This window comes from Marinoscillum sp. MHG1-6 (assembly GCF_024714475.1).
Taxonomy (GTDB): Bacteria; Bacteroidota; Bacteroidia; order Cytophagales; family Cyclobacteriaceae; genus JAMZMI01.
The window spans coordinates 176,134-188,813 of sequence record NZ_JAMZMI010000008.1 but is presented as its reverse complement, the minus strand read 5'-3'; the positions used below and the strand labels follow the sequence as shown (position 1 = coordinate 188,813).

The window sequence follows — 12,680 nt, the reverse complement described above, 5'->3', positions numbered from 1 at the left end:
CATTCTTAACGCCATAAGAAATAAGCTACTGCACAGGGTAGTAGCGGTAGTTAAGAGAGGGACACCATATCAGGATAGAATTGCACTAAAAAAAGTTGAAATGGCTTGATTTTATCATAGATATCGACTAGCTATACGGCGTGTGTCCGCCGCATCTAGGTTACACTAAAGTAGCTAATCTGCCCAATCACCACAACAGTATCCACGAAGAACTGCGTTCCTCAAGTCTCAGTCCAGAAGCACAGAAGTTTCCAAAAGTGATAAAATTTCAGAATGGGCAGATAAGTGGTCAAGTCCAGATGAACTCTCAGATAGCACTATGACATATGCCGTATCAGCGTTTGTTGGCATGTGTGTTATTTCACCAAGAAGTTGTAAATCAGCGTTATTGCAATGATGACTAACAAAGTCGCTCCAAAGATTGTATTTATCTGAATGTCATATCTCTTACTTGGAAGTTGATGTTCAGGGTAATTCAGTTTCCATGTTCCAGTGTTTGCAAATTTGAGAAGAAGTTCAGGAGTTACAGGAATTCGAGTAACACGTTCATATGGGGGTTTGAAAAAGAGAGCTCCTGGAAAATTAAGTCCTTCTTCATCAGCATGGAAATACCAAATGTAGGAGTCCATGTTGACGTTGAATTGCTTCTGATATTGTTCAATGAGTTCGTGGAAGTCGTCTCCAACCAAACCCAGATCTTTGAAAATATCTGTACTGGGGTTTAAGGGTTCGTTCGAAATGAAATTACGAATTTCGGAGTATATATCTTCAAGTTGGTAGTTTCCTGTGTTCATGTGGATCATGCATGCCAACAACCGAATATAGTGCACTCACACACCTTTCAGGTTGGTGTATATTTTGTTTATTATCAATCGGTTAGCCGAGTATAACCGGTTAAGCCGTTTATTATCCGTATAAAAATACGGTTTGACCATTAGATCTCAAGCAATACATCCGTTTTATTCAACATAACATATAACAGGAGCATCGAAAATTACTTAATGGTGCACTCAGCGCTGCGAGGAGTGATTCCTATGTATTCGGCTTTAGACCTGTATCTGTTTAAATTCATTACGATCATAAGCACAACCACTATTTGGCTTTCGCTATACCGACATTTCAGAATTGCATACCACACATCTGAATCATGGCTATAAGCCATTATCATATTCCTCACCCGGGATACCCGAGCGAAGTGTGGTGGGTGCTTTCAGGTGAATACTCCATGACCACCCTTGTAGGGTACAAAGGGTTTCCTGTGGTCAGGAATGGTTGCCGCGGGATCATGGGTCATTCCCCTAAGGGTCTATGGTGGGATGGTGCGAAACATAATAAAGTCGCGATTAGCAATTCTCCCCTCTTCCACTTGATCAAAACTTCACTGTTGCTTTCCTTTGCAAGCCTTTTGCAAAATAGGAACGAATGATCTGCAGACTGGAAGAAAAAGGCATAGAGGAATTTACCCCAACGAGCATCCTACCGCAAACACCCTTTTGGGGCAGGGTCAAAAATCACCAGGGCTTTATACCGCAAGGTTTTGAACTGTCCATCAGTAAGGACCTGCTCTACGTCCAAAACAACACGGATCATCAACTGAAAGAAGACCTGCTGGTGCTGATCAAGTACCTGGATCAAGATGAATGTTATGCTTATGTCCCCTACGGACCTAAGCTGGAACCCGACTTTGAGAACCACGGTCTCTTCCTGGAGGAGCTTTCAGAATGCATCCGTCCCTTCCTGCCAAAGAATTGCTTATTCGTTCGATACGACCTCATGTGGCAAAACCAGTGGTCTAAAGAAGAGGAATACTTTGATGACTGCGGAAACTGGATCGGGCCGCCCCAAAATACCACGCAGGAGTTTCGGGTCAATTACAAAACCAACAATTGGAAACTACGGAAAAGTGCCAGTGACCTCCTTCCCAAAAACACCTTCTTCCTCAACCTTAAACAGAGCGAATCCGACCTCCTCCAAAACATGCGGTACAATACCCGCTACAATGTTCGTAAGGCCGCTAAGAGGGGAATTGAAGTTCGGGAGTATGGATTGAATTATATAGACGACTGGTACGAGCTTTACCTGGATACCTCGATCCGTCATCAGACACCAATCGTCGCTCCTGATTACTTCACCTCCATTCTTAAGAATCAGGACAACCATGCCAAAGGAGTCAATGTGAAAATGCTCATGGCAGCGCTCGATGGGCAGTTTCTGGCTTCCATGTTTCTCGTGCTGTCCAAAAACCGGGGAATCTATCTTTATGGGGCCTCCGGCAACAACAAAGAAAATGCCATGGCCAGCTATGCCTTGCAGTGGGAGTCCATCAAGATCGCCAAAGACTGGGGCTGCTCTGAGTATGACATGTTTGGCTCCGCCCCTAACCTGGATAATTCACATCCTCTACATGGAGTGCATGTTTACAAAAAGGGATTTGGAGGCCAGCTATATCATCGAATGGGTTGCTGGGATTATCCCTACGATAGCAAAGGATATGATAACTTTATTCTGCACGAGTTAAGAGCCTAAAGTATGCTATCCTTTTTCATATGCCGCATTGAAGCCAAAAGTCAGGCTGTAGCGGACCCCTCCTCTGCTGGGAACAACCGCAAAGTTGAAAGGGAAATTGATACCTCCTATAGAAGTAGTCTTACCTACCCCTATCACAAAAGCGGCCCCCGAAATGGAAAGATTCGGTCCAAAGCCAAATTCCCATCCATTCTTTTCTCTTAACCCGACCATTAAACTTCCGGTAGGCAAAAAGGTGCTTTGCTCAAGCCCTGCAATTCCAACCACTCCCTGTATAATCCCTGAAGTACCATTTGGGAGCTCAAAGTATTTCGTTTCCTGATTCCATCCAAAAAAGGTCATGATAGGCGCAATCTTATAATCGTCCAACCTTTCCGCATCTTTACCCGGTCCCAGGAATATCATCCCCACTCTTGGACCGTTAAGGTTTTCTCGTTTTACATACCCTTCCGGGATGTTGGTAACATTTTGAGCGAACACCGGGTAAATCATGCAAAACATCATAAACACGGTAATAGTTTTAGCAAGGATCAGCGTTTTCATGCCTTTTTAAGTTTAATTTTTTATCATTTTTTCCAGCACGGCGTTTCAGGCCGCTTTTTTTCTTGTCAGCAGGGGCTGTACCACCTGTGCACTCCAGGTCGCATCCAAAGGATTCTTAAAAGGACAGCTCATGGTGCATTGCGAACAAACGTGCTTTTCGGCAGTCAATGCGTGCGGTGTTGGCCTGTCTAGTAAGTATTTGAGCGCCCCGATAAGAGAACCCTTTTGAATGGCGGACCGGAATGTGTAGATATATTCATCAAATTGTAAGCGAAATGGATTATGGGTATTCACCTCATGCGTGAGGCCATATTGGGGCTTTTCTGTTTCCTCTCTGAATGTTCCAAACAGCCGATCCCAAATAATGAACACCCCTCCAAAGTTGGTATCCAGGTAGACCTCATTGGAGGAATGGTGTACCCGATGATGAGACGGAGTATTAAACAACCACTCTAATGATCCCAGTTTTCCAACGAGTTTGGTATGCAGGTAAAACGCATAGATGAACACGATCGAATCGGTCAGGATAATCATAGAAGGATGAAATCCCAGCAACGCTAATGGTGTCCAAAAAATGAATCGGTAAAGCACCTGAAAAGGAAACCTGACCGCTATTGACAGATTAAACTCTCTTGATGAGTGGTGTGTCACGTGACCTGCCCAGAAGAGCTGAGTCTGATGGCCCAATCGGTGAAACAGATAATAGATCAGATCACTACCCAGGAAACAAAGCACAAACGCCCACCAACTGTTACCCATTTCCCAGGGTGCTAATTGATATACGAAGGAATACAAACCAAAGGCGGCAGCCTTGCATAAGAAACCCGGAATAGAGATAAGCAACCCCGTTGCCACATTAGCCAGCGTATCTTTTAACCTATACAGTTTCTTCCCCCTGACGTAACCAATGAAAAACTCCAACCCCAGTGCCATGAGTAGCAGTGGTAACATGGTAAGGGTTAAATCAAGGGTCTTTATAACTTCGGACATGGTTGAATCGTTTCTTCAACCAAATTAGGTACATCCGACAGCTCGGTGAAACGGATTCATAGGACCGAAAAAGAGCTTATTGCGAATTAGCCTAATCCGCTCCCGACACCATCAGAAACATTGCAATATTTCCCAGAACCCACTCAACCCACGCAGGCATTTGCATTTTTTGCAAAAACTAAATTTGGAGGAATGAAAATTAGCCTTTGAATAAATGAATTGAGCCCAAATCGGGATCTAAAGGATTCTATTAACCTCAGAAACGGTACCTCTACGCGCTTACTCCTTCTTAAAAACGACTGGTCCTGTATCGTTTTCAATTGGATCAAGGCTATGCAAATACAACCAAAGGGCTTCCAGATCTTCATCACTCATCCGTGAAAAGGGCCCCCAATCCATTGGGGAGTTAAGTATTAATCTTCCCTGTCGGAAGCGTGTAATCCAGGCGTCCAATGTTTTGAAGCGAGCTAGGGCACTATTTGGATGAGGAGTGATGTTTACGGACCGGGTCCACAAATCAGGATCAATACCCAACTTGATGTGAAGTTCGGGTAAGGGCTCCATCTCCATTCCCCCGGCATACTCCGGGCCTATAGCTTCGAATGTCATGGGATCACGTGCAGTATGACAGCCCACACAATTAGCCACATACCTGGCCAGGTACTCCCCTCTCTCAATGGTAGCTTCCATCGGCGGAGCTTTATCAGGGGGAGTAGGGTCATAAACTGGTTCAAACAAAGGAGCTGTCGCTCGAACCATTTTTCCTACAAAAGTATAAGACGGTGGCTCAACCACGTTTTTGATCGGTTCGCAGGACCTTAGATAAGAGACAATTGCCACCAGGTCCTCATCTGCCATGTTCCAAAATGGCATCATTAGTGAAAGCGTTCCTGTTCCGTCTGGTTTTACCGCATGGCGCATCATTCGGAATAGCTGCCCATCGGTATACCTTCCTATTCCGGTTTCCGGGTCAGGTGTTAAGTTGGCCGGTGATATTATCCCCAATGGGCCAAGAGGAAAGCGAACACCACCCTTCAGGGGTATATCTTCACCACCATCTGCCTTGATCATTTCGTCAAAACTACTGACATGGCAAATGGCACAATGAGCAGGACCTTTTACCAGGTACTCCCCTTTTGCAATAACGGCTGAATCCGTAGAAACCTGAAGTTCAGGATACGGAATATCATACGTTTTATTCCAGTTCAGCTGGACATAAATCACAAAACCTCCAACAAGGAGAATGATAAGGGCCAACAGACCCAAAAGGATTTTCTTCAACATGGCTTTATTAGGTCAAGGTGAAAAAACGGGTTCCGTCCAAGGCTTGGTTTGCTTATTTTGAAGGTACGAAAAATATTGATCGGTTAAAAGTGGCTGTAGGTAGGTAATTACCTTCTCAGCTTGTATTGAATTGATATAAAATAACTGAACAAAAATGACTAACTTATATCAGATATAAGGGTCATATGTTATGAAAACCAAATTCATCATTTTTATACTGCTTTATGGATTTGTTGTTAAACTAAATGCACAAATACCCACTGATGGTTTGGTTGGTTATTGGCCTTTCAATGGGAATGCCAATGATGAAAGTGGAAATGGCCTTCACGGCGTAGCTAATAACCCTGAATTATCTTCAGATAGGTTTGGTCAAGATTATTCCGCATACAGTTTTTTTGAAGATGAAATTTCCGTTTCAGACAATGATCTACTTGACTTCACCGATAGCTTTTCGTTATGTCTCTGGTATAAAAGCGATAATATTGAAGCTTACCTTGGCCAAGTACTACTTGGAAAATTAAGAGATGAAAATGGTGGGAGATATTCTTTACAATTGTATAATCCAGGTGACTTATATGAAACAACACCAGAAGTTCCTAAATTAATTTTAGGTATTAATACAGGTCCAACTGGGGCCAATTGTATCTATCAATCTCAAGATTTGATTTCAGGATGGCATTTTTTGGTTGCCACATATGACAGTAATGCACTCAAATTGTACTTCGATGGTGAACTGATAGATGAGGTTTCTTCCTCATTAGTTTTACCTGTCGATAACACTCCTTTGTTAATTGGTCGTGGATCAGCAAACGTAGATGCCTCTACCCCTGATGGTTCCACGGTTCGCTACTTTTTTGGTCAACTAGATGATATCAGAATTTATGACCGAGCATTAGCTCCGGATGAGATTTTAACCTTGTATTATGAACCAAACTGTTCGGATACAATTGTAAATGATACAACTACTTATTTTGTTTCGAGTCCTGGGTTTGAATCATCAATACAGGTTATTTACTTTGACTCCACTGAAATGCAATCAACTAATATTGGTGAATGTGATAGCCTAATAAATCATTATTCAAGATACGTTTTTGATGCCACCTATTTCACAGATACAATTCAAATAAATGATACAATCAAAACTGCAGTGTATGATACAACTTTCGTAACAATTAGGGACACCATTATTACGAAAATAGTAGATACAACCTTCGTAACCATATATGATAGCATAGCTATATCGGATACTCTCATCATTGATATAAAATTCACTGGACTTAATACTTCTGAATCTCTCAACACCATAAAAGTATACCCTAACCCGGCAAAGGATAAAATTTTCATACACTCTGGAGAAGAATACGAACAGCTCAATGATTATACTATTAAAATTTTGAATATCTCTGGAGATATCATTTTCCATTCAGACATAACCAACCAATTGTTTGATATCGACATAGGTGAGTTTGGTGGGACAGGATTATATTTTATTCTAATTACCGATGACAACGATGAGGTAATTGAAATTAGAAAAATTCTATTGCAATAAGCGATTAATCTTGCTTGCATTCATAGAAGTATCACAAAAGCCTCGGAAAATTGGCCTAAGCGCTCAACGAAACTTTATAGCACCTGACGAAACTCATTGCAGAATTTGAGGTTTAAGATTAATATCCATCTACTCAAGAACCTTTCCTGATCATGGCCACAAAGACCAAAAATTCTGAGCCTGATATCCTCGTCGAAGATGATCGAACCGGGCTGGAAACCGCCACCCTGAAACGTGCCTTTCTGGATAACCTCTTTTACATCCAGGGTAAAAGGCTGGACAATGCCACCCGAAATGACCTATACCTCGCGGTGGCCTATACCGTTCGTGATCGGATCATGCACCGATGGCTTCACTCGCAAAAAGCCTTAAATGATCACGATTCTCGTGTCGTCGGCTACCTGTCCGCCGAATTCCTCATGGGCCCACATTTGGGCAACAACCTGATCAACCTGGGGCTTTATGAAACTATGGAAGAAAGTCTGAATGATCTAAACCTGAACCTAACCGATCTACTAGACCAGGAAGAGGAGCCCGGATTAGGCAATGGAGGACTGGGACGCCTGGCGGCTTGTTTCCTGGATTCACTCGCCACGCTCAACCTTCCAGCCATCGGCTATGGCATCCGGTATGAATTCGGGATTTTCGAGCAAAAGATCGAAAACGGCTGGCAATCCGAAGTCACCGACAAATGGCTCAAGTTTGGCAATCCATGGGAAATAGCCAGAAATGAAGCGTGCGTTGAGGTGAAATTTGGAGGGCAAACAGAAAACTGGTGGGATGAAAATGATCAATACCGCGTAGAGTGGAATCCGGATCATGTCGTTCTTGCCATACCTTATGACACCCCTATCCTTGGCTATCTCACCGACAATGCGGCTATTCTCCGGCTATGGAAAGCAGAGGCTACCAATACCTTTGATTTTCAGACCTTCAATCGCGGGGACTATTTTGGTGCGGTAGATGAAAAAGTAAAATCGGAAAACATCACCAAAGTGCTCTATCCTAATGATGAACAGGTATCAGGTCGTGAGCTGCGCCTGATCCAGCAGTACTTTTTCGTTTCTGCCACACTTCAGGATTGTTTGAGATACCATTTGGAGATAAGAAACAACCCCGTCTCCAATTTTCATGAAAAAATGACACTTCAGCTCAATGATACGCACCCTTCGGTTGCAGTGGCGGAGTTGATGCGTCTGCTGGTGGATGAGCATCAGGTGGAGTGGGATGATGCCTGGCATATCACCAAAAACACTTTCGCTTATACCAATCATACCCTCCTTCCCGAAGCCCTCGAACGCTGGCCTATGCCTATGTTCGGTAAGATTTTACCACGACATCTGGAAATCATCCTGGAGATCAACGACCGATTTTTAGAACAGGTGAAAGAACATTTTCACTCGGACAATGGACGTGTCCGTCGAATGAGCATAATAGATGAAAGTGATCAGAAATATATTCGAATGGCCCACCTGGCGATCGTTGGTAGCTACGCAGTCAATGGCGTCGCGGAATTGCATACCCATTTGCTTACACAAAATGTGCTGCACGATTTCTATGAAATGTGGCCTAAGAAATTCAGCAATAAAACCAATGGCGTGGCTCCCAGGAGATGGGTGGTGCTCAGCAACCGTGCGTTGACGAAATTGATAACCAGCCATATTGGTGACGGTTGGACCAAAGATCTCACCTACCTTAAACTGCTGGAAGATCATGTAGACAAGAAACCTTTCCAAAATGCTTGGTCAAAGGCTAAAATGGAGGCGAAGGAAAAGCTGGCGAAATGGGTTTTCGATACACAAGGCATTAAGCTCAATACCAAATCGATCTTTGACATTCAGGTGAAGCGCATCCATGAATACAAACGTCAGCACCTCAACGTCCTACATATCATTACTCTGTACAACCGACTCAGGGACAATCCCAAATTGAACATGGTGCCTCGTACCTTCATTTTTGGTGGGAAAGCTGCCCCCGGCTATTTTATGGCCAAGCTGATTATCAAGCTCATCAACTCCGTAGCACAAGTGATCAACAATGACCCGGTGGCCAGGAAAAAGATCAAAGTGGTTTTCATTCCCGATTACAATGTAAAGAACAGCCAACAGGTATATCCGGCCGCGGATGTATCCGAGCAGATCTCTACAGCAGGCAAGGAAGCTTCAGGAACCGGCAATATGAAATTCACGATGAATGGTGCCTTAACCATTGGTACACTGGATGGTGCAAATATTGAGATCAGAGAAGAAGTGGGTGAAGAAAACTTCTTTCTATTTGGACTCACTGCGGATGAAGTCGAAGAACGGAAACGTGGTGGTTATAACCCCTGGAATATCTACAATCAAAACCACGAGCTTAAAAGATGTCTGGACATGCTGGAAATGGGCTACTTCTCTCCTTGGGATGAGGCAAAGCTTTTCCAACCCCTCATCGACAATCTTAAAAATCATGATGACTATATGGTGCTGGCCGATTACCAGAGCTATATCGATTGTCAGGACCGTATTAGTAAAGCCTTTAAGGATCAGGAAAACTGGACCCGCATGTCTATTCTCAACACAACCCGATCCAGCAAGTTTAGCAGCGACCGTACGATCATGGAGTACTGTGAAGACATCTGGAAAATAGAACCCATTGAAGTCAACGTCCCTGATTATGACCCGAAAAGCAATTGGCATTGAGACAGTAATCAGTTATCAGTCCACAGTATTCGGTTAATACCAAACGGCTAGTCGCTAATGGCCAAAAGCCAACGCCAAAAGCCAAGAGCTTTCAGTCCGCAGTTAATATCATTGATAACCGTCACTCTGAATCCTGTCCCGATAGCCATCGGGATATGAAGGATGAAGAGTCTCATCATTGGTAGCAAGTTCTCAATTTGATCCATTTGTGCAGTAACTCTAAACTTGAGACTCTTCGATGCGCTTGTCTTTCGACTGGCTCTCTCAGAGTGACGTTTAGCGATGAAGAACCCTTTTACAATCGTAAGATTACTTCGCTTTTATTCCTCAGTGAATGGCAAATGGCTAACAGCCAAAGCCAAAAGCCAAAGGCCAAACAGTGTTCAGTAATCAGTTCACAGTTTTTAGTATTCAGTTCACAGCAAATGGCTAACGCCAAAAGCCAAAAACCATACAGTTATCGATTCTCAGTTGACAGTGATCAGTAACCAGCCAAAGGCCAAAGGCAAACGGCTAATGCCAATCGCAAGATTACTTCGCTACGCTCATAATGACGGCTGAGCTGGTGCAGCTAATGGCCAACGCCAAAGGCCAAAAGCCAAAAAGTCCACAGCTAATGGCCAACAGCCAACGCCAAATGCCAAAAAACCAAAGCCAAAGCCAAAGCCAAAGCCAAAGCCAACTCCGAATGTATTAAATTGAGTGTGCCAATGAAAGACTTCCTATCCCAAATACATAGCGTTGATGATGCAGTGCTCGAAGAATACCTCTCCCACTGGAAACCATACGGCGCTCCGAAAAGGACCATCATGACGGCGCCGGGAGAAACGGAGCGTCACCTGTATTTTGTCATGGAGGGCATCCAAAAGTCCTACTACCTCCATGATGATAAGCAGCACGTCATCGCTTTCACTTATCCACCCTCCTTCAGTGGCATACCGGAATCTTTCCTGACACAAACGCCTTCCAAATACTTCCTCGAAACCATCACCGCCAGTCAGTTTATAAGAATTTCCTATGAAAAGCATCAGCAACTAATGCAGGAGCATCGTCCCATTGAAACGCTATTTCGAAAGGCCACCGAATACCTCTTAATCGGGATGATACATCGTCATTATGAACTAATGGCTTATGATATCGAAACACGATTTAAGGCCTTTACACAAAGGAGCTCTCATTTATTAAACATTCTGCCACAAAAGGATATCGCCTCCTACCTGCGCATTGATCCCACCAACCTCAGCAAGCTGCTCAACAACGTCAAGATCTGAAAAATTGGTTTATACCAAGATTGGGTAAATATGCAGTCGTGAACTTTGTCTCAAAACTCAGCGATGAGATCATTATTCACTGTTTTAACCCTTATGATCATGAATGCTACCATAATCGCACAACCCTGGGTGGACACCGATCTTTACCCGTTCGACAGCAAATACCTCCGCCTTGAAGCAGGCAATATGCATTACGTAGATGAAGGTCAGGGAGAGGTCATTTTATTTATACACGGCACCCCTACCTGGTCCTTTCTTTACAGGGATTTCATCAAGGCTTTTTCCAGCAACTATCGATGCATAGCTATCGATCATTTGGGTTTTGGATTGTCTGAAAAGCAAGAGGACACGCTAGGTACACCTGAGTTCCACTCCCAAAACCTGGCTGAGTTTATCCAAAAGCTGGACCTGAAGAACATCACCCTGGTCGTACATGATTTTGGGGGACCCATCGGGCTTGGAGCAGGGATACAGCACTCAGATCGAATCAAAAAAGTCATCCTATTCAATACCTGGCTTTGGTCCACCAAAGAGCTGAAGGAAGCCAATAAAATAAACAAGATCGTTAATAGTGGACTGGGCAAATTCCTATACCTCCGCCTGAATTTTTCTCCTAAGGTGCTATTGAAAAAGGGATTTTCTGACAAGAAAAAGCTCTCCGGAAAAGTCCATCAGCAGTATATCCATCCTTTTCCTGACAAAGCCTCCAGGCAGCCCCTGCTACAACTAGCCAAAGCCCTGGTCGGCTCATCAGACTGGTACCAACAGCAATGGGAGCAACTGGATCAATTGGAAAACAAAGAATGGCTGATCCTTTGGGGTTCGAAGGACGAATTTATCACCACCGAGTTTCTGCTCAAGTGGAAAAACAGATTGCCTCAAGCACAAGTGACGGAGCTCCCCTATGGTCATTTCGTTCAGGAAGAACAAACTGAAGAAGCCATTGGCATGATGCAGGAGTTTCTTGAGCGGTGAATAGTTGACAGTGATCAGTTCATAGCAAACGGCTAGTCGCTAATGGCCAACACACAGTCCACAGTTAATAGTACATAGTATACAGCTAAAGGCTAACGCCAAAGGCCATATAGTCCTCATTTAATATCATTGATAACCGTCACTCTGAAACCTGTCCCGATATCCATCGGGATATGAAGGATGAAGAGTCTCATCATTGGTAGCAAGTTCTCAATTTGATCCATTTGTGCAGTAACTCTAAACTTGAGACTCTTCGATGCGCTTGTCTTTCGACTGGCTCTCTCAGAGTGACGTTTAGCGATGAAGAACCCTTTTACAATCATAAGATTACTTCGCTTTTATTCCTCAGTGAATGGCAAATGGCTAACAGCCAAAGCCAAAAGCCAAAGGACAAACAGTGTTCAGTTATCAGTAATCAGTTCACAGTTTTTAGTATTCAGTTCACAGCAAATGGCTAACGCCAAAAGCCAAAAACCATACAGTTATCGATTCTCAGTTGACAGTGATCAGTAACCAGCCAAAGGCCAAAGGCAAACGGCTAATGCCAATCGCAAGATTACGTCACTCCGCTCGTAATGACTGAAGAGCTGGTGCAGCTAATGGCTAACACCAAAAGCCAATCGTCAACAGTCCATAGTTTTCAGTCCGCAGCTAAAGGCCAACGCCAAAAGCTTTGATTTCAACAGGCACACCATGACCATTATTTTATTTACACTTCAACTAACGATTATTAGTCAATAGACATCCTTTTTCCGGATATTATAAAACCCACTTTACGGGGAATTTCTATTAACAACGGCAAAAATATATTGTCAAATCAACCATAACATTATGTTTTAGAGTGATTTGGTGGATAAATAT

12 protein-coding genes are annotated in these 12,680 nt (G+C 43.5%); 6 read left to right on the top strand and 6 right to left on the bottom strand.

Translation table 11 applies throughout. From position 1 onward, the window contains the following. Nucleotides 1–356 precede the first annotated feature (356 nt). Nucleotides 357–830: a DUF1493 family protein gene (locus tag NXR94_RS15930; protein ID WP_258105664.1), complete on the bottom strand. Its 474-nt coding sequence runs from the start codon at nucleotides 828–830 to the stop codon at nucleotides 357–359. A gap of 317 nt (nucleotides 831–1,147) precedes the next feature. Here NXR94_RS15930 and NXR94_RS15925 point away from each other — a divergent pair, with 317 nt between their 5' ends. Together NXR94_RS15925 and NXR94_RS15920 are read left to right on the top strand one after the other, a co-directional pair. Continuing rightward, complete coding sequence (locus tag NXR94_RS15925; protein ID WP_258105662.1) at nucleotides 1,148–1,426, top strand: hypothetical protein; 279 nt, start codon at nucleotides 1,148–1,150, stop codon at nucleotides 1,424–1,426. Next, nucleotides 1,423–2,526, top strand: coding sequence for a peptidoglycan bridge formation glycyltransferase FemA/FemB family protein (locus NXR94_RS15920; RefSeq protein ID WP_258105661.1), 1,104 nt, complete (start codon nucleotides 1,423–1,425; stop codon nucleotides 2,524–2,526). The genes NXR94_RS15925 and NXR94_RS15920 overlap by 4 nt, the downstream gene beginning before the upstream one ends. A 6-nt stretch (nucleotides 2,527–2,532) precedes the next feature. On the opposite strand, the gene NXR94_RS15915 is transcribed toward NXR94_RS15920, so the two are convergent. The 3 genes from NXR94_RS15915 to NXR94_RS15905 form a co-directional block, all read right to left on the bottom strand. Continuing rightward, entirely contained in the window at nucleotides 2,533–3,069 is a 537-nt protein-coding gene (locus NXR94_RS15915) for a hypothetical protein (RefSeq protein WP_258105659.1), read from the bottom strand. A 45-nt stretch (nucleotides 3,070–3,114) separates the two neighbouring features. Then, entirely contained in the window at nucleotides 3,115–4,059 is a 945-nt protein-coding gene (locus NXR94_RS15910) for a sterol desaturase family protein (protein WP_258105658.1), read from the bottom strand. Nucleotides 4,060–4,338: 279 nt separating this feature from the next. Beyond that, nucleotides 4,339–5,343, bottom strand: coding sequence for a cytochrome c (locus NXR94_RS15905; RefSeq protein WP_258105657.1), 1,005 nt, complete (start codon nucleotides 5,341–5,343; stop codon nucleotides 4,339–4,341). A gap of 190 nt (nucleotides 5,344–5,533) precedes the next feature. Between NXR94_RS15905 and NXR94_RS15900 the strand changes: the two genes are divergently transcribed. Beyond that, nucleotides 5,534–6,892 (top strand): LamG-like jellyroll fold domain-containing protein, encoded by a 1,359-nt coding sequence (locus tag NXR94_RS15900; protein WP_258105656.1) that lies wholly within the window; start codon nucleotides 5,534–5,536, stop codon nucleotides 6,890–6,892. 152 nt (nucleotides 6,893–7,044) lie between these two features. Beyond that, on the top strand, nucleotides 7,045–9,573 hold the full coding sequence (locus tag NXR94_RS15895; protein WP_258105655.1) for a glycogen/starch/alpha-glucan phosphorylase: 2,529 nt from the start codon (nucleotides 7,045–7,047) through the stop codon (nucleotides 9,571–9,573). 47 nt (nucleotides 9,574–9,620) lie between these two features. Here the strand turns inward: NXR94_RS15895 and NXR94_RS15890 are convergent, their stop codons facing one another. Continuing rightward, a complete protein-coding gene (locus NXR94_RS15890; protein ID WP_258105654.1) occupies nucleotides 9,621–9,752 on the bottom strand; it encodes a hypothetical protein in 132 nt (43 codons plus the stop codon). 531 nt (nucleotides 9,753–10,283) lie between these two features. Between NXR94_RS15890 and NXR94_RS15885 the strand changes: the two genes are divergently transcribed. Both NXR94_RS15885 and NXR94_RS15880 read left to right on the top strand, forming a co-directional pair. Further along, on the top strand, nucleotides 10,284–10,844 hold the full coding sequence (locus tag NXR94_RS15885; protein WP_258105653.1) for a Crp/Fnr family transcriptional regulator: 561 nt from the start codon (nucleotides 10,284–10,286) through the stop codon (nucleotides 10,842–10,844). Nucleotides 10,845–10,943: 99 nt separating this feature from the next. Then, complete coding sequence (locus tag NXR94_RS15880; RefSeq protein ID WP_258105652.1) at nucleotides 10,944–11,819, top strand: alpha/beta fold hydrolase; 876 nt, start codon at nucleotides 10,944–10,946, stop codon at nucleotides 11,817–11,819. Between the two features lie 116 nt (nucleotides 11,820–11,935). Here the strand turns inward: NXR94_RS15880 and NXR94_RS15875 are convergent, their stop codons facing one another. Beyond that, a complete protein-coding gene (locus tag NXR94_RS15875; protein WP_258105651.1) occupies nucleotides 11,936–12,142 on the bottom strand; it encodes a hypothetical protein in 207 nt (68 codons plus the stop codon). Nucleotides 12,143–12,680: the final 538 nt, after the last annotated feature.